Consider the following 17,297-nt stretch of genomic DNA (forward strand, 5'->3'; position numbering starts at 1 on the left):
ATTCGAGCATGTCCAAGCCCATCCGTTTCAACGCCTTCAGCATGAACGCCGCCACGCACCAGTCGCCGGGGCTGTGGCGCCACCCACGCAACACCAGCAGCGATTTCAATCGCCTGAGCTACTGGACCGGGCTGGCCAGGCTGCTGGAGCGCGGACGTTTCGACGCGCTGTTCATCGCGGATGTGCTGGGCGTGTACGACGTGTACCAGGGCAGCCACGACGCAGCCCTGCGCGGCGGCGTGCAGGTACCGGTGAACGATCCGTTGCTGATCGTGCCGGCCATGGCCGGGGTCACCGAGCACCTGGGCTTCGGCATCACCTTCAGCCTCACCTATGAGCACCCGTACCCGTTCGCCCGGCGCATGTCGACCCTCGATCACCTGAGCGACGGGCGGGTGGGCTGGAACATCGTCACCGGCTACCTGGACAGCGCCGCGCGCAACCTGGGGCTGGCCCGGCAGCTGGCCCACGACGAGCGTTACGAGCTGGCCGAGGAGTACCTGCAGGTGCTCTACAAGCTGTGGGAGAAGAGCTGGGACGACGATGCAGTGGTCCGCGACCGGGGCCGCGGGGTGTTCGTGGAGCCTGCGCGGGTGCATCCGATCGGGCATGCCGGTGCGCACTTCCAGGTGCCTGGCGTGCACCTGAGCGAACCATCGCCACAACGCACCCCGGTGCTGTTCCAGGCCGGCGCCTCGGCACGCGGGCAGCGCTTTGCCGCTACCCACGCCGAATGCGTGTTCATCAGCGGCCCGACCCAGACGGTACTGCGCAGCTATGTGGACGGCATTCGCCAGGCCACGCGCGAGGCCGGGCGCCAGGAAGGCGAGGTGCTGATATACGCGCAGGCGCTGCTGATCGTGGGTGACACGCGCGAAGCGGCCCAGGCCAGGCTGGACGAGTACCGCCAGTACGTGGATATCGAGGCGGCGCTGGCCTTGCTGTCGGGCTGGACCGGGATCGATTTTTCCAACCTGGAGCCGGATGCGCTGATCGAGTACATCGAGAACGATGCCGGGCGCACGGCGCTGGCCGCCTTTACCAGGTCGGACCCGAACCGGCGCTGGACCGTGCGCGAGGCGGCGGAGTTCGTCAGCCTGGGCGGGCGTGGCCCGGTGCTGCTGGGGTCGCCGGTGGAGATTGCCGACCAGCTGGAGCAGTGGCTGGATGCCACCGGCATCGACGGCTTCAACCTCACCTACGCGGTGGTGCCGGATGACCTGCAGGCGGTGGTCGACACGGTGGTGCCGGAACTGCAGCGGCGCGGGCGCTATCGCACCGAGTATGAGGCGGGCACCTTGCGCCACAAGCTGTTCGGGCGTGGGGACCGGTTGCCGGCCGAGCATGCGGGGCGGTTGGTGCAGATCTGAAACTCAAGAGCTTCGCCAGCAAGGCTGGCTCCTACAGGCTGTAGGAGCCAGCCTTGCTGGCGAATCGACCTGCCAACCCATTGCCAAAGATATGGCCACTTGCCTCCACGCTATTGACCAGGATCAACAGATCGCAAAATCACACTCCTACACTAGATAGAGGAAATCAGAACGCAAAACAGGCCCACCATGAGCGAAGAATCCACCGTACACCCCCTGCCCCTGCCATCCGCCTCGTCCAACGACAGCAGTTCGCCGGCCACGCCCAAAGCGGCCGTCACTCGTTCGCGCCGCCCACGCGCCCCGCGCAAGCCTGCTCAGGTGATCCCTGCCGAAATCGAAATCAGTGCCATCAGCCACGAGCCTGCCGCGCTGCAGGTCGCCAGTGCGCCGCGTCGCGGCTCCAACGAAGACAGCGTGTCTGCCGCCCTGCCCGCCAATTACCCCTACCGCAACCGCATGCGCCGCGCCGAGTACGAAAAGGCCAAGCATGAGCTGCAGATAGAGCTGCTGAAGGTACAGAACTGGGTAAAAGCCACCGGCCAGCGCATCGTGGTGCTGTTCGAAGGCCGCGATGCCGCCGGCAAGGGCGGCACCATCAAGCGCTTCATGGAGCACCTGAACCCGCGTGGCGCACGTATCGTGGCCCTGGAAAAACCTTCCGACCAGGAGAAGGGCCAGTGGTACTTCCAGCGCTATATCCAGCACCTGCCCACCGCCGGTGAAATGGTCTTCTTCGACCGCTCCTGGTACAACCGCGCCGGCGTCGAGCGGGTGATGGACTTCTGCACGCCGATGCAGTACCTGGAGTTCATGCGTCAGACCCCGGAGCTTGAACGCATGCTGTGCAACAGCGGCATCCTGCTGTTCAAGTTCTGGTTCTCGGTGAACCGCGAAGAGCAACTGCGCCGGTTCATCTCGCGCCGTGACGACCCGCTCAAGCACTGGAAGCTCTCGCCCATCGACATCAAGTCGCTGGACAAGTGGGACGAGTACACCGCCGCCAAGGAGGCGATGTACTTCCACACCGATACTGCCGATGCACCGTGGACCGTGATCAAGTCGGACGACAAGAAGCGCGCGCGCCTGAACTGCATCCGCCACTTCCTGCACACGCTGGACTACCCCGACAAGGACCCGAAAGTCGCCCACCAGCCCGACCCGTTGCTGGTCGGCCGCGCCTCGCGCGGGCTGGAGGAAGAGGACCTGGTCAACGCCCACTGACCACCGCTGGGGGCGCGTCAGGAAGGCGCGCTACCTGCGGCCTAGCGCTTGTTTTTCTTCTTCAGGGCCTTCAGGCGCTTGGCCGCCCGCTCCACCGTGGCCATCTTCTCGGGCCGCTTCATGCGCTTCCACTGCTTGATTTCGTCCTTGCTGCGCCCGCAGCTCACGCACAGCTCGCCGCTGAGCTTGCACGCCGAAATGCACGGGTTGTCGATATCCTTGGCCATGCTGCGCGCTCAGCGCCCACCGCCCAGGTCGATGAAGCTGCCGGTGGTGTAGGAGGCCTTGTCCGACAGCAGCCACAGGATCGCTTCGGCCACTTCGGCCGCCTGCCCGCCACGGCCCATGGGGATGCCCGGTTCCAGCTTGCGGACCCGCTCGGCATCGCCGCTGAGGGCGTGAAAGTCGGTGAAGATGTAGCCCGGCCGTACGCCATTGACACGCACGCCCTCGCCCGCCACTTCCTTGGCCAGGCCCAGGGTGAAGGTGTCCAGCGCGCCCTTGGAGGCGGCGTAGTCGACATACTCGTTGGGCGAACCCAACCGCGCGGCCACCGATGACACGTTGACGATGGCACCGCCCGGCCCGCCATGGCGGGTCGACATGCGTTGCAGCGCATGCCTGGCGCACAGCATCGGCCCCACCACGTTGGTTTTCATCAGCTTGAGCAGGCGAAACTCGGACATCTCTTCCACCCGGCTCTGGTGGCCGATGGTGCCGGCGTTGTTGACCAGCGCCGTGACCCGGCCCAGTTCCTTGTCGACACGCTGGAACAGCTGGATGATTTCATCCTCGACGCTGACATCGGCGCGCACCGTGATCGCCTCGGCACCCAGCGCGCGCACCTGCTCCAGCACGCGATGGGCCGAGGCGTCATCGGCAAGGTAGTTGATGCAGATGCGGTAGCCGGCCCGCGCAGCGGCCAGCGCAGTGGCCGCGCCAATGCCGCGACCGGCGCCGGTAATGATGATCACGTTGTCCATGGATACTCCTGGCCCCAATGCCGTTCACCCGGCAAGGCTAACGCAGCATGGGGCAGCGGGCAAAGGGCTATCAGGCCTTGGGCTCGGGCTTTTGCAGCGGGTACAGGTGCTGGCGCACGATGCCTTCGGGCAGGTCCTTGCCGAACACGCCGTAGCGGGTCGGCCATTCCTTGCGCGGCAGCTTGAAGGTGCCGAACAGCATGTCGACCAGGGGCAGGTGGATCGCGTAGTTCTTGTAGATGTAGTCCTTGTGCCGGGCATGGTGCCAGTGGTGGTAGCGCGGCATCACCAGCACGTAGTTCAGCCACCCGCCGTCGATTCGCACGTTGGCATGCGCCAGCACCGCCTGCACGCCCACCAGGATCACGTAGGCATTCATCGCCTGCGGCGAGAAGCCCAGCAGGATCAGCGGTACCAGCACGCCGGTGCGGGTCAGCAGGATTTCGGCGAAATGGATGCGCGAGCCGGCCAACCAGTCCATCGCGGTGCTGGAATGGTGCACCGCATGGAAGCGCCACATCCACGGCACCACGTGGTACAGGCGGTGCAGCCAGTACTGCCCCAGGTCGGCGACGAACACCGCCAGCACGAACTGCACCACGATCGGCAGGCTCTGCACCTTGGCCTGCAGCGTTTCGGACACCACCCAGCCGGCCAGCCAGGTGGACGAGGCGGTGACGAAGATCAGGATGAACTGCACCAGCATGTGGCTGACGAAGAAGTAGCTCAGGTCGGTACGCCATTGCGGGCGCAGGATGTTCTGCTGCGGGTCCTTGGCGTAGAGCTTTTCCAGCGGGATGAAGATGATCGCCGAAACCAGCAGCGCCAGCACGAACCAGTCAAGGCCAAGGGAATACGGGGTTTGTCCGATGGTTTCGGTCTGAATGTTGGTGCCGCCCAGAAACACGGCCAGGCCCGCCGCGCTGATGCCGGTGAAGCCCAGGCGCTTGCGCCGGTTGAGCAGGATGTTGAGGGTGCCCAGGCTGAACGCCAGCACCAGCCCGGCCAGCAGCAGGGTGCGGGCGAACTGCTCGCTGTAGACCTTGCGGAACTCGCCGAAGGTCAGCCACTGCGGGAACAGAAAGCACAGCACCGCCAGCAGGCTGAGCAAGCCGAGCATGGCCGACAGGTAGCCGCTGATACGCCCTTCACCGAACCGGAACGGCTCGTGCCCGTGACGCTTGAAGTAGGCCTTGAGTGCCTGCATGGGTCATGTTTCCTTGATTGACTGTGGTACTCCATCACCGATGGTCGCCCTGACCAGGCACGACGCCATCGTTTGGGGTTAGAGGAGCGAGTGCTCCCACAGGTCACGCAGGCAGTGTCCTACCTTACAAATCTGTAATGCAGCGCTCAGTCTGGCGACAGCTTCACCCGGCTATGCTCCAGCCATGAGCCCGGTTACCCTGTTGCACTGACCGACCACCGATCATTCGAGACGCGGGTTGCCCTGACGGCGGCCCCGGAGATCCACGATGCTGAAAAAGAATTTCATTGCCTTCGGCCTGCTGGCCATGAGTGCGCTGGCCCAGGCCGGCCAGACCATCGATGTGTACCGCGACCCCAACTGCGGTTGCTGCAAGGAATGGATCAGCCACCTGCGCGACAACGGCTTTAGCGTGAATGACCATGTGGAGCCGAACATGAGTGCAGTCAAGCAGCGCCTGGGCGTGGCGCCGCGCCTGGCGTCGTGCCACACCGGGGTGATCGACGGCAAGTTCGTCGAGGGCCATGTGCCGGCCGAGCAGATCCAGCTACTGGCCAAGCGTCCCGACCTGCGCGGCCTGGCCGTGCCGGGCATGCCGATGGGCTCGCCAGGCATGGAGATGGGCGATCACAAGGATGCCTACCAGGTCATCGGCCTGACCCGCGACGGCACCGACGAAGTGGTCGCCAACTACCCGTGAGCACGGCGCCATGCTGAGCGGCTGGGGGCTGTTCCTCAGCGCCTTTGGCGCCGCCACCCTGCTACCGTTGCAGTCCGAGGCGGTATTGGTCGGGCTGCTGCTGCACGAACCTGATGCCTGGTTGCTGCTGCTGGCGATTGCCACCGCCGGCAATGTACTGGGCTCGGTGGTCAACTGGCTGCTGGGTCGGGGTATCGAGCACTTGCGCGACAAGCGCTGGTTTCCGTTCAGCCAGGCCCAGCTGGACAGGGCCCAGCAGCGCTACCAGCGCTATGGCCAGTGGTCGCTGCTGTTGAGCTGGATGCCGGTGATCGGCGACCCGCTGACGCTGATCGCCGGGATCATGCGCGAGCCATTCTGGCGTTTCATGCTGCTGGTGACCGTGGCCAAGGCCGGGCGTTACCTGGTGCTGGTGCTGTTGACCCTGGGCTGGGTGCACAGCTGAGCGGCTTCAGCAGAAGCGTTGCAGTTGCATCTCGCGCAGCCGGCTGAGGGTGCGACGGAATGGGAACTCCAGGTAGCCTTCGGTATACAGCGCCTCGAGTGCCACCTCGGCCTCCACGTACAGCGCCACGCGGCGGTCATAGCATTCATCGACCAGCGCGATGAAGCGCCGCACGCTGTCGTCGTGAATCGACAGCTGCGGCAGTTCGCGATCCCCCGCCACTACCCGCTCGGCGCCGTCCTCGGTGCCGCGGGCGATTCTGCCCGGTCGTTGCCGGGCCCCGAGTGCAGGCACCTCGCCCAGCAGAATGACCTTGAAGCGATCACACAGGGCCATGAAGTCCATGGCGGCCAGGGGCTGCTCGCACAGTTCGTTGTAAGTGCACCACACCGCCGAGGTGCTGCGTCGCACCACCTTGACCGTGCGGTAGCCCAGGCTCAGGTCCTCGCGGCTGACCGGTTCACCCGCGCTCGACTGCTCGAACACCCGGGCCAGCGCGCTGGGCTGGCCCGGCTGGCGCACCCAGTAGCGTTGCAGTTCGGCACCGGGATGCAGGCGATGGTCCTGGCCGCCGTCCACCGCCACTACGTGCATGTGCCGCTCGATGGCGGCAATCGCCGGCACGAAGCGTTCGCGATTGAAACCGTCGGCGTAGAGCTGCGCCGGCGGCTGGTTGGAGGTGGCGACGATGACCACGCCGCTGTCGAACAGCACCTGGAACAGGCGACCGAGAATGATGGCGTCACCGATGTCGTTGACGAACAGTTCGTCGAAGCACAGCACGCGGATCTCTTCGGCCAGGCCGTGGGCAAGGGCCTGCAAGGGGTCGGCGGTGCCGTTGAGCTGGAACAGGCGCTGATGCACCCAGCGCATGAAGTGGTGAAAGTGCTGGCGGCGGGCGGGCACCTGCAGGCAGCGGTGGAACTGGTCCATGAGCCAGGTCTTGCCGCGCCCGACCGGGCCCCACAGGTATACCCCACGCGCCACCTCGCCGCGCTCAAGAGCCTCGAAGCAGGCTTGAAGGCAGTCGACGGCATGCTGCTGCGCAGCGTCGGGGACGAAGCCATTGAGTTCGATGGATTGCTGGTACAACGACAGCGGGGTGAGGCTGGACATGCCGGGGGCCTGTGCGGAAAAAGGCCAAGGGTAGCATCAGTGAGGTTTGCGGGGCGTGCTTCGCCTGCAGCAGCCGGCCTTGCCGGCGAAGGACACGCCGCCACTTACTGCGTCAGGCCCACCTTCAGCAGCGCACCGTCACTCTCGTCGGTCAGCACATAGAGAAAGCCGTCCGGCCCCACCCGCACATCGCGAATGCGCGCATTCAACTGCCCCAGCAGGCGCTCTTCATGCACCACCTTGTCGCCATCCAGTTGCAGGCGGATCAGCTCCTGGGCGGCCAACGCGCCGATGAACAGGTTGTGGTCCCAGGCCTTGAAACGCGGGTTGTCGTAGAACGCCATGCCGCTGATGGCCGGGGACTTCTCCCACACGTGCAGCGGGTCCACCGCGCCCTCGACGCGCTTGCCCTTGGCCTCGGGTATCGGCAGCAGCGAGTAGTTGATGCCGTGGGTCGCCAGGGGCCAGCCGTAGTTCTTGCCCGGCTTGGGAATGTTGATCTCGTCGCCGCCGCGAGGCCCGTGCTCGTTGGTCCACAGTTCGCCTGTCCACGGGTTCAATGCCGCGCCCTGCTGGTTGCGATGGCCATACGACCAGATCTCGGGGCGCACGTTGCTCTGGCCCACAAAGGGGTTGTCCTTGGGCACCTGGCCGTCGGGCAGGATGCGCACCACCTTGCCCTGCAGCTTGTCCAGGTCCTGGGCGGTGGGCCGCTGGTTGTTCTCGCCCAGGGCGATGAACAGGTAGCCGTCGCGGTCGAACACCAGCCGCGAACCGAAGTGGTTGCCGCTGGACAGCTTGGGCTGCTGGCGGAAGATCACGTTGAAGTCGTCCAGGCGCAGGTTGTCGCTCGACAGGCGGCCGCGCCCCACGGTAGTACCGGCCGTGTCGCCATCACCCCCGCCTTCGGCATACGAGAGGTAGACCATGCGGTCCTGCTTGAACTGCGGCGACAGCGCCACGTCGAGCAACCCGCCCTGCCCCTTGGCCCACACCTGCGGCACGCCGCTCAACGGCGAACCGACCTTGCCGTCGGCACTGATGATGCGCAGGTTGCCCTGGCGCTCGGTCACCAGCATGCCCTGCCCGTCGGGCAGGAACGCCAGCGCCCAGGGGTTCTTCAGCCCCTCGGCCAGGGTACTGACGGTGAGCTGGCCTTCTTCGCTGGGGAAGGTGCGCTCGGGGGCGGCGGTGGCGGTCAGCGGCAACAGCGCCGCAGCGCAGAGGGAGAGTAGCCAGGTACGTGAAGACATGCAGGGTTCCTTGCAGTGGGCCAAGCGATCAGGGCGTACGCGTCGATTCGCGCGGCGGGCGGGAGGGGTCCAGGCGCGGCGGCACCTGTTCACGGCGCAGGTTCTGGCCGTTGCCGATGCCGCCATTGTCGAGGGTGGGTGGGCGCGGCAGCGGCTGGGTGGAAGGCCCGCGCGGCGGTGGCGTGGAACGCACGGTACCCTGCTGGGAATTGGGGTTGGCGCGGCGCACCGGGTCGTTGTAGGGATTGCCCGCGTCGGCGGCCTGAACAGGCATGCCCAGTATCAGGCTCAGTGCTGCGCCGGTCAGTGCCGGCAACCATCGGTTCATCGCGTTCATCTCCTGCACAACGTCAGTGGCCCCAGGCGTTGGATAGCCTACGGCGCGAGAGGTTCGCGACGAAACCCGTTGCCGGGCCAGAGATGATTCAGATTGTTACGCTGCTTGCGCCACTTTCAACCGCGCCGGGCATTTGCCACACTGCAGAGACATTTGTCCGGAGCCAAGCCCCATGCCCTGTTTCCTGCGTCATACCCTGCGTGTCGGCCTGGGCCTGCTGCTGGCCCTGAGCCTGAGCGCCTGCGCGTTGCTGCAGGGGCGCGACCCGTTGACCATCAGCGTGATCGGCATCGAGCCGCTGCCCGGCCAGGACCTGGAAATGCGCATGGCGGTGAAACTGCGGGTGCAGAACCCCAATGAAACGCCCATCGACTACAACGGCGTGGCGCTCAACCTGGAGGTCAATGGCCAGCCGCTGGCAACCGGGGTCAGCGATCAGCACGGCAGCATCGGGCGCTATGACGAAGCGGTACTGAGCATTCCGGTGAGCATCACCGCGTTCTCGATGCTGCGCCAGGCCGTGGGCCTGAGCCGGGTGAGCAACCTGGATGGCATGCCCTATGTGCTGCGCGGCAAGCTGGCCGGGGGCGCCTTCGGCACGATGCGCTTCACCGACAGCGGGCGGCTGGCGCTGCCCAAGCCCACCGATACGGCGTGGTAGCGCTGGGGGTCGGCTACTTGGCAGCCGCCATCAGCTTGTTGACTTCGCTGCGCACCATGTTGGCGAACTCCGGCGGCGACATGCCGTCGAGCTCGGCCCGCACCCACTCGGCCCATTTGCCCTTGCGCCGCGGCTTCTCGCTGATCAGCCGCGCGGCTTCGGCCTTGGCCTTGCCCAGGTTCGATTGCCAGAGCTCGAACAGTCGCGACTTCTCGTCCTCGATCTGTGCCCGCTCGGCGAAGCTCATGTTGGCCAGATTGAAACTCATGGGGATTCCTGCCACTTGAAAATGGGGGCTATCTTACACTGTAGCCACCGAGCGCCGCCAAGGCGCTGCAACTTTCGGCGCGCTCAGGCATCCATTGATACAGTGACCATCATTCAACGAGGAAGCGTACATGGCCAGGAAAAGCACCCTTAAAGCCGATGCCGAACAAATCAAGGACCAGGCCTTCAGCGAGCTGCAGGCGCTGATCGAAGAGTCTGACAAGCTGCTCAAGGACAGCTCCACCCTGGTGGGCGAAGAAGCCGAGACCCTGCGCGCACAGGTGGGCCTCAAGCTCAAGCAGGCCCTGGATGCGGTGGGCGGCGTGCGTGAAAAGGCCAAGCCGGCGGTGGATGCCACCGAGGATTACATTGGCGGCCACCCGTGGCAGACCGTGGCGATTTCGGCCGGCTTCGGGCTGGTGGTCGGGCTGTTGCTGGGACGTCGCTCCTAAGTACCCTTCGCCGGCAAGGCCGGCTCCTACGGGAGCCGGCCTTGCCGGCGAAACATTCAACGCAGCTTCAAGGGGTCCACCACCCCACACGCAATCGCCATCCCCACCAGGTCCGGCAGGTGTTCGGCCTGCATGCGCTTCATCACCCGCGAACGGTACAGGTCCACGGTCTTCACGCTGACCTGCAACTGCTCGGCAATCTCCCGATTGGTATAGCCCTGCACCAGGGGCACGAACACGTCGCGCTCACGCGGGGTGAGGCTGTCGATGCGCCCCTGCACTTCATCGCGCTGGCGACTGCTGACCTGAACCCGTGACGAGCGCCCCAGGGCATCCTGCACGCTGTCGAGCAACAACTGGTCGTTGTAGGGCTTCTCGATGAAATCGATGGCCCCGGCCTTGAAGGCGCGTACCACGATCGGCACATCGGCATGCCCGCTGACAAAGATCACCGGCACCTGCACGCCCCGGGCGCGCAAGGCTTCCTGCACGCTCAGCCCACCCATGCCGGGCATGCGCACATCCAGCAGCACGCACGCCGGCAACGCCGCATCGCAGGCCTCCAGAAAAGCCTGGCCACTGGTGAACGGCAGCGCCTGCAGGCCCACCGACTCCAGCAGCCAGACGGTGGAGTCGAGCATGCCCTGATCGTCGTCGACCACGTAGACCTTCGGTTCCTGCATGGAAATCCCCTTGTTCATGCACTGGCCACCGGCGCCAGCCGACAGCACAAAATCAATCCGCCGGTATCACCCGGGTGCGCCTGCAAGGTACCGCCGAACCCTTCGACGATACTGCGGCTCATGCTCAAGCCCAGCCCCAGCCCTTCGGGCTTGCTGGTGGTAAACGGGGTGAAGATGCCGTCCAGCTGCTCGGCGGCCACCCCAGGCCCCTGGTCGGCCACCTGGATACGCAGCCAACCGGCCTGCTGGTCGGCGCTGATCAGCACGCGCGAAGGCGCCCCGGCATGCTGCTCGCGGTTGGCGTCGATGGCGTTGCGCAACAGGTTGAGCAGGACCTGTTCGAGCAAGACACGGTCGGCGTACACCGGCGGCAGGTTGTACACCATGTGCTGCTCGATGGTCACCTGGGCCTGCGCCGCCTCCCAGGCACACAGGCGCACGGCCTCGCGCGATACATCGGCCACGTTGAGCGCCTGCAAGCGGCGCGGCTCCTTGCGCAGGAACGAGCGCAGGCGCTTGATCACTTCGGCGGCATGGGTGGCCTGCTCGGTGATGCGCTGCAGGCCCTGGGCGACCCGCCCGGCCGCCTGCGGGTCACGCTCCACCGCCAGCAGGTAGCGCTGGCTGGCACTGGCATAGTTGACCACCGCTGCCAGCGGCTGGTTGATCTCGTGGGCGATGCCGGAGGCCAGCTCGCCCAGGGTGACCAGCCGCGCGGTGTGCGCCAGTTCATCCTGGTGTCGGCGCTGCTGGCGTTCACGCAGCTCGCGCTCGGTCATGTCGCGAGCCACCAGCGAGTAGTAGCGCTCGCCACCTGCCGCCCGGTGCGCCAGCAGTACCAGCGACACCGGGAACGGCGCCGAGCCGTTGTAGGGCGCCAGCCGCGCCTCGCATTGCCACACCCCTTCGCGCTCGGCGCAGGCCCAGCCCTCTTCGTCGAGGCGTTGCAGGGCTTCTTCGTCCAGCAGCTCGCGCAGGGGCGGCACGGCCTGCACCTCCAGCAGGCCCAGTGCACGCCGGGCCGAACGGTTGAGGTAGGTGAGCTGGCCGGCGGGGTCGGTGAACAGCACCAGGTCGGTGTTGGCCTCGACCACCTCGGCCAGGCGCCGGCGGTTTTCCTGGGCTTCGATGCGCACGGTGATGTCGCGTGACACGCTGACGATCTCGACCACCGCACCGGTGTAGGTTTCGCGGATGGCGCGGCTGGCGATCTCGAACCACAGGTCGCGGCCATCGCGGTGGCGCACGCGACAGGTCATGGTCTGGTAGCCGTCCTGCTCCAGCGCCTGGGAGGCCTGCAGCAGCGATTGCTGGCGGTCCTGGGGGTGAAACAGCGACTGCACCGCCACCCCGCGCAGCTCTTCCGGCCAGTAGCCCAGCAGGCGATAGGAGGCCGGCGAAGCATCCAGGAAACACCCGTCGGGGGTATGGCGCGAGATCAGGTCGGTGGTGTTTTCGGTGATCAGGCGGTACAACCGACGTGCCTGGCTGGCCTCGCGCTCGGCCAGGCGCTCCACCGTGGCGTCGCGGCAGCGGGCCAGCACCTGCAGGCCGCCCTCCAGCGGGACGAAGGTCCACAACAGGATACGCTGTTGCACCAGGGCCTCGACCTCGGCAATCGCTCGCTGCTGGTGCAGGCAGGCGCTCACCAGCGCCTTGTAGTTGGCAGGCAGCAGGCTGCCCACGGGCGGCTTGGGCCAGGTGTCGAACAACGCCTGCACCGCCGGGTTGGCGGCCACCACCTGGGCGGCGGCATCGAGCAGCACGGTGGGTTGCGGGTCCTTGTCGAGCAAGGCCGAGGGAGGAAAGGTCACTTGGGGCTCCGGCTTTTTATAGTATTTATACCATATTGCTATAGTCTATCTTCCAAGTAATATGGAGAACAGCGTAAAAATGAAACACCGAAGTCGGTCTGCGTACCGCCTTCCAGAAACCTGATCAGAGCTAACAATCAGCCATCGGAGGTTTCAGCCAGCGCCTGATCGCGGCTGCCTCCTGCACAGGAACCGTTCATGTCGATCTTCTCCCAGGGCCTGCAGCCCGCCCCCGTCAACCATGTCGCCCTTTCCCCGCTGAGTTTCATCGAACGCACGGCTGCGGTCTATGGCGATTACCCGGCGGTGATCCATGGTGCCATCCGCCGCAACTGGCAGGAAACCTACCAGCGCTCCCGCCGCCTGGCCAGCGCCCTGGCCGGCCGCGGCATCGGGCTGGGCGATACGGTGGCGGTGATGCTGCCCAACATTCCGGCCATGCTCGAGGCGCATTTCGGTGTGCCGATGATCGGTGCGGTGCTCAACGCCCTGAACGTGCGCCTGGATGCCGAGGCCATCGCGTTCATGCTCGAGCACGGTGAAGCCAAGGTGCTGATCACCGACCGCGAATTCCACAAGGTGATCGAAGCAGCGCTGGGCCTGATGGCCCACCCGCCGCTGGTGATCGATGTGGACGACCCGGAGTACGGCGAGGGCCGCGCCGTCAGCGACCTGGATTACGAAGCCTTCCTGGCCGAGGGCGACCCCGAGTTCGTGTGGCACTGGCCCGAGGACGAGTGGCAGGCGATCTCGTTGAGCTACACCTCCGGCACCACCGGCAACCCCAAGGGGGTGGTCTATCACCACCGCGGCGCCTACCTGAACGCACTGGGCAACCAGATGACCTGGGCCATGGGCAACCACCCGGTGTACCTGTGGACCCTGCCGATGTTCCACTGCAATGGCTGGTGCTACCCGTGGACCGTGACGGCCCTGGCCGGCACCCATGTGTTCCTGCGCCGGGTCGACCCGCAGAAGATCCTGACCCTGATTCGCGAGCACCAGGTCACCCACCTGTGCGGCGCACCGATCGTGCTCAATGCGCTGATCAACATGCCCGACTCGGCCAAGGCCGCCATCGACCACCCCGTGAACGCGATGGTGGCCGGGGCGGCGCCACCCGCCAAGGTGATCGGCGCGGTGGAGGAAATGGGCATCAAGGTGACCCACGTCTACGGCCTGACCGAGGTCTACGGCCCGGTGACGGTGTGTGCCTGGCATGCCGAATGGGACGCGCAGCCGCTGGAGGAGCGGGCCCGCATCAAGTCGCGCCAGGGCGTGCGCTACCCTACCCTCGAGGGGCTGATGGTGGCCGACCCGCAAACGCTTGAACCGGTGGCCCGCGACGGCAACACGCTGGGCGAGATCTTCATGCGCGGCAACACCGTGATGAAGGGCTACCTGAAGAACCCCGAGGCCACCGCCGAAGCCTTCCGAGGCGGCTGGTTCCATACCGGCGACCTGGCAGTGTGGCATGCCGACGGCTATGTGGAGATCAAGGACCGGCTCAAGGACATCATCATTTCCGGAGGCGAGAACATCTCGACCATCGAGGTCGAAGACACGCTGTACCGCCACCCGGCCGTGCTCGAGGCTGCGGTGGTCGCCCGCCCGGATGAAAAATGGGGCGAAACCCCCTGTGCCTACGTCACCCTCAAGGCCGGTTTCGAAGGTACCCGCGAGGCGGACATCATCGCCTTCTGCCGCGAGCATCTGGCCGGCTTCAAGCTGCCCAAGACCGTGGTGTTCAGCGAACTGCCGAAAACCTCCACGGGCAAGATCCAGAAGTACCTGTTGCGCGACTGGGCCAAGGCGCTCTGACCTTTTTTCACCTTTATTCGGAAACCGTTATGCCTGAGTTCAATGCACCGCTGCGCGACATGCGTTTTGTTCTTCACGAAGTGTTCCAGGGCCCGGCCCTGTGGGCACGCCTGCCGGCGCTGGCGGCCAGCGTCGACGGCGATACCGCCGATGCGATCCTGGAAGAGGCGGCCAAGATCACCGGCCAGTTGATCGCCCCGCTCAACCGCAGCGGCGATGAGGAAGGCGTGCACTTTGCGCAGGGTCGGGTCACCACTGCGCAGGGGTTCGTGCAGGCCTGGCAGACCTACCGCGAAGGCGGCTGGGTCGGGCTGGCGGGCAACCCCGAGTACGGCGGCCTGGGCATGCCCAAGATGCTCGCGGTGCAGTTCGAGGAGATGCTCTACGCCGCCAACTGCAGCTTCAGCCTGTATTCGGCGCTGAGCGCCGGCTGCTGCCTGGCCATCGACGCGCACGCCAGCGAGGCATTGAAGGCCACCTACCTGCCGGCGCTGTACAGCGGGCAGTGGGCCGGCACCATGTGCCTGACCGAACCGCATGCAGGTACCGACCTGGGGATCATCCGCAGCAAGGCCGAACCCCAGGCCGATGGCAGCTACCGGGTCAGCGGCACCAAGATCTTCATCACCGGCGGCGACCAGGACCTGACCGAGAATATCGTGCACCTGGTGCTTGCCAAGCTGCCCGACGCGCCGGCCGGGCCCAAGGGCATCTCGCTGTTTCTGGTGCCCAAGCGCCTGGTGGGCGAGGACGGCAGCCTGGGTGAAACCAACGCGGTGAGCTGTGGATCGATCGAGCACAAGATGGGCATCAAGGCCTCGGCCACCTGCGTGATGAACTTCGATGGCGCCGTGGGCTACCTGGTGGGCGAACCCAACCGCGGCCTGGCGGCGATGTTCACCATGATGAACTACGAGCGCCTGTCCATCGGCATCCAGGGCATCGGCTGCGCCGAGGCGTCGTACCAGAACGCCGCACGCTACGCCCGGGACCGCCTGCAAAGCCGCGCCGCCACCGGGCCGCTGGCCAGCGACAAGGTGGCCGACCCGATCATCGTGCATGCCGATGTACGGCGCATGCTGCTGAGCATGCGCGCCCTGACCGAAGGCGGCCGGGCGTTCGCCACCTATGTCGGCCTGCAGCTGGATATCGCCAAGTACGCCGAGCAGCCGGAGGAGCGCGAGGCCGCGCAGCGCCTGGTGGCCTTGCTGACGCCGGTGGCCAAGGCGTTTTTCACCGACATGGGCCTGGAAAGCTGCGTGCTGGGCCAGCAGGTGTTCGGCGGGCATGGCTACATTCGCGAATGGGGCCAGGAACAGCTGGTGCGCGATGTTCGCATCGCGCAGATCTACGAAGGCACCAACGGCATCCAGGCGCTGGACCTGCTGGGGCGCAAGGTGGTGGCCGATGGCGGACAGTCGCTGGCGCTGTTCGCCAACGAGATCCGCAGCTTCTGTGAAACCCGTCCGCCCCTGTGCGAACCGCTGCTGCATGCCCTGGCGCAGCTGGAAAGCGTGAGCCAGTGGGTACGCGAGCAGGCCACCGGTGATGCCAATGCCGTGGGCGCGGCGTCGGTGGAGTACCTGCACCTGTTCGGCTATGTGGCCTACGCCTACATGTGGTCGCGCATGGCGGCCACTGCCCGCGAACGGCGCGAGCAGGAGCCGGCGTTCTACGAGGCCAAGCTGGCCACGGCTACCTTCTACGTCGAGCGTCTGCTGCCCAGGGTACTGTCGTTGCAGGCCAGCATCCGCGCAGGCAGTGCGCCGCTGTACCAGTTGCCAGCCGAGCTGTTCTGAGCCGCGCAACGCTCCAGGCGGGTGCTTAAACGATAAAAACCACGCATTTGCGTGGTTTTTCGTTCAAATATTTCTTACAACTGATAGTCATTCACGATGAACTCGGTTCTCGTTGGCCACCTGCCAAGGGTAGAATGGCCAAAACCGGGAGTATCAATGAACCAAACCAGCCTCAGCGCAGCCGAACTTGATGCCATCACCGATGCCGCTGCGCACTGGTGCATGCGCCTGCATGCTGAGGACTGCAGTGAACAGGAACGTGCCGCCTGCGCGCAATGGCGCGCAGCCGACCCACTGCACGAGCAGGAATTCCAGGCCATGCAGGAGATCTGGCAGACCGCCGATCACCTGCCCCGCCCTGCTGCCCCGGTAATCACCCTGTCAGCCAGGCCCCGCGGGCGCGCCTTGCGTCGGCTGGCCTCGGCTGCGGCCGTGGCGCTGGTGGCGCTGCCGATTGGCGCCTGGGTGGGCTGGGAACAGGGCTGGCTGCCCAACAGCTATGAGCGCGTTGAAAGCGGCAATGCCATCGCCCGCGCGGTGCTGCCGGATGGCAGCGAGGTGGAGTTGAACCTCAACACCACCCTGCGCTACGCCAACTACAAGGACGAACGACGGGTGACGCTGGTCAACGGCGAGGCCTTCTTCAAGGTGCAGCACGATACCCAGCACCCGTTCGTGGTGCGTGCCGGCAAGGGCCAGACCCGGGTGACCGGTACCCAGTTCAACGTGTGGAAGTACCAGGACCAGGTGAAGGTCACCCTGGTGGAAGGTTCGGTGCTGGTCAGCAGCAACAGCAGCGACCCGGACAGCGGCTATCGCCTGGGCCCCGGCATGCAGGCCAGCTACCGTCGCGGCGACTACGAGCCGGCCCTCAGCCAGACCTATGCCCACGACACCAGCCTGGCCTGGCGCGGCGGCAAGCTGATCCTCGACAATCTGCCACTGGACCAGGCCCTGCCGCTGATCAACCGCTACCTGGAAACGCCGTTGCTGCTGGCGGACGCCAGTACCGGCAGCATCCGCATCAGCGGCATCTACAACACCACCGAGGTCAATCGCCTGGTGAGCAACATGCCCAAGGTGCTGCCGGTGTACCTGACGCGCAACAAGAACGGCGATACGGTGCTCAACCGCATCTCGCCGCCCCCGCGAAAAAGCTGAGCCT

18 protein-coding genes are annotated in these 17,297 nt (G+C 65.8%); 9 read left to right on the top strand and 9 right to left on the bottom strand.

What is annotated here, in order from left to right:
- Positions 1-8 precede the first annotated feature (8 nt).
- Positions 9-1,370: an LLM class flavin-dependent oxidoreductase gene (locus tag V9K84_RS11415; protein WP_088514878.1), complete on the top strand. Its 1,362-nt coding sequence runs from the start codon at positions 9-11 to the stop codon at positions 1,368-1,370.
- 189 nt (positions 1,371-1,559) lie between these two features.
- Positions 1,560-2,594: a polyphosphate kinase 2 gene (ppk2, locus tag V9K84_RS11420; protein WP_088514879.1), complete on the top strand. Its 1,035-nt coding sequence runs from the start codon at positions 1,560-1,562 to the stop codon at positions 2,592-2,594.
- Between the two features lie 41 nt (positions 2,595-2,635).
- Here the strand turns inward: ppk2 and V9K84_RS11425 are convergent, their stop codons facing one another.
- The 3 genes from V9K84_RS11425 to V9K84_RS11435 form a co-directional block, all read right to left on the bottom strand.
- Entirely contained in the window at positions 2,636-2,821 is a 186-nt protein-coding gene (locus tag V9K84_RS11425) for a DUF1289 domain-containing protein (RefSeq protein WP_043861122.1), read from the bottom strand.
- A 9-nt stretch (positions 2,822-2,830) separates the two neighbouring features.
- Complete coding sequence (locus V9K84_RS11430; RefSeq protein ID WP_043861123.1) at positions 2,831-3,577, bottom strand: SDR family oxidoreductase; 747 nt, start codon at positions 3,575-3,577, stop codon at positions 2,831-2,833.
- A 70-nt stretch (positions 3,578-3,647) separates the two neighbouring features.
- The gene (locus V9K84_RS11435; RefSeq protein ID WP_043861124.1) at positions 3,648-4,784 is read right to left on the bottom strand and encodes a sterol desaturase family protein; all 1,137 of its coding nucleotides are present in this window, start codon (positions 4,782-4,784) and stop codon (positions 3,648-3,650) included.
- Positions 4,785-5,052: 268 nt separating this feature from the next.
- Between V9K84_RS11435 and V9K84_RS11440 the strand changes: the two genes are divergently transcribed.
- Together V9K84_RS11440 and V9K84_RS11445 are read left to right on the top strand one after the other, a co-directional pair.
- Positions 5,053-5,484 carry a DUF411 domain-containing protein gene (locus V9K84_RS11440; protein WP_088514880.1) on the top strand — a complete coding sequence of 144 codons (432 nt, stop codon included), beginning with the start codon at positions 5,053-5,055 and terminating at the stop codon, positions 5,482-5,484.
- Between the two features lie 10 nt (positions 5,485-5,494).
- Complete coding sequence (locus V9K84_RS11445) at positions 5,495-5,929, top strand: YqaA family protein (protein ID WP_043861126.1); 435 nt, start codon at positions 5,495-5,497, stop codon at positions 5,927-5,929.
- A 6-nt stretch (positions 5,930-5,935) separates the two neighbouring features.
- Here the strand turns inward: V9K84_RS11445 and zapE are convergent, their stop codons facing one another.
- The 3 genes from zapE to V9K84_RS11460 all read right to left on the bottom strand — a co-directional run bounded on the left by zapE (position 5,936) and on the right by V9K84_RS11460 (position 8,572).
- On the bottom strand, positions 5,936-7,045 hold the full coding sequence (gene zapE / locus V9K84_RS11450) for a cell division protein ZapE (protein ID WP_088514881.1): 1,110 nt from the start codon (positions 7,043-7,045) through the stop codon (positions 5,936-5,938).
- A 104-nt stretch (positions 7,046-7,149) separates the two neighbouring features.
- Positions 7,150-8,298, bottom strand: coding sequence for a PQQ-dependent sugar dehydrogenase (locus tag V9K84_RS11455; protein WP_088514882.1), 1,149 nt, complete (start codon positions 8,296-8,298; stop codon positions 7,150-7,152).
- 28 nt (positions 8,299-8,326) lie between these two features.
- Entirely contained in the window at positions 8,327-8,572 is a 246-nt protein-coding gene (locus V9K84_RS11460) for a hypothetical protein (RefSeq protein WP_229590274.1), read from the bottom strand.
- A gap of 235 nt (positions 8,573-8,807) precedes the next feature.
- Between V9K84_RS11460 and V9K84_RS11465 the strand changes: the two genes are divergently transcribed.
- The gene (locus V9K84_RS11465) at positions 8,808-9,296 is read left to right on the top strand and encodes an LEA type 2 family protein (RefSeq protein ID WP_043861130.1); all 489 of its coding nucleotides are present in this window, start codon (positions 8,808-8,810) and stop codon (positions 9,294-9,296) included.
- 13 nt (positions 9,297-9,309) lie between these two features.
- Here V9K84_RS11465 and V9K84_RS11470 read toward each other — a convergent pair whose 3' ends face one another.
- The gene (locus V9K84_RS11470) at positions 9,310-9,564 is read right to left on the bottom strand and encodes a hypothetical protein (RefSeq protein WP_043861131.1); all 255 of its coding nucleotides are present in this window, start codon (positions 9,562-9,564) and stop codon (positions 9,310-9,312) included.
- Positions 9,565-9,694: 130 nt separating this feature from the next.
- Here V9K84_RS11470 and V9K84_RS11475 point away from each other — a divergent pair, with 130 nt between their 5' ends.
- Positions 9,695-10,015 carry a DUF883 family protein gene (locus V9K84_RS11475; protein ID WP_043861132.1) on the top strand — a complete coding sequence of 107 codons (321 nt, stop codon included), beginning with the start codon at positions 9,695-9,697 and terminating at the stop codon, positions 10,013-10,015.
- A 56-nt stretch (positions 10,016-10,071) separates the two neighbouring features.
- Here the strand turns inward: V9K84_RS11475 and V9K84_RS11480 are convergent, their stop codons facing one another.
- Together V9K84_RS11480 and V9K84_RS11485 are read right to left on the bottom strand one after the other, a co-directional pair.
- The gene (locus V9K84_RS11480; protein WP_088514900.1) at positions 10,072-10,698 is read right to left on the bottom strand and encodes a response regulator; all 627 of its coding nucleotides are present in this window, start codon (positions 10,696-10,698) and stop codon (positions 10,072-10,074) included.
- A gap of 14 nt (positions 10,699-10,712) precedes the next feature.
- Positions 10,713-12,512 carry a PAS domain S-box protein gene (locus tag V9K84_RS11485; RefSeq protein ID WP_043861133.1) on the bottom strand — a complete coding sequence of 600 codons (1,800 nt, stop codon included), beginning with the start codon at positions 12,510-12,512 and terminating at the stop codon, positions 10,713-10,715.
- A 198-nt stretch (positions 12,513-12,710) separates the two neighbouring features.
- Here V9K84_RS11485 and V9K84_RS11490 point away from each other — a divergent pair, with 198 nt between their 5' ends.
- The 3 genes from V9K84_RS11490 to V9K84_RS11500 all read left to right on the top strand — a co-directional run bounded on the left by V9K84_RS11490 (position 12,711) and on the right by V9K84_RS11500 (position 17,293).
- Positions 12,711-14,333 (top strand): acyl-CoA synthetase, encoded by a 1,623-nt coding sequence (locus V9K84_RS11490; protein ID WP_088514884.1) that lies wholly within the window; start codon positions 12,711-12,713, stop codon positions 14,331-14,333.
- Between the two features lie 29 nt (positions 14,334-14,362).
- Entirely contained in the window at positions 14,363-16,132 is a 1,770-nt protein-coding gene (locus V9K84_RS11495) for an acyl-CoA dehydrogenase C-terminal domain-containing protein (protein WP_088514885.1), read from the top strand.
- Between the two features lie 156 nt (positions 16,133-16,288).
- On the top strand, positions 16,289-17,293 hold the full coding sequence (locus tag V9K84_RS11500) for a FecR family protein (RefSeq protein WP_043861136.1): 1,005 nt from the start codon (positions 16,289-16,291) through the stop codon (positions 17,291-17,293).
- Positions 17,294-17,297: the final 4 nt, after the last annotated feature.

The organism is Pseudomonas sp. AE27 (assembly GCF_037113495.1).
Classification (GTDB): domain Bacteria; phylum Pseudomonadota; class Gammaproteobacteria; order Pseudomonadales; family Pseudomonadaceae; genus Aquipseudomonas; species Aquipseudomonas palmensis.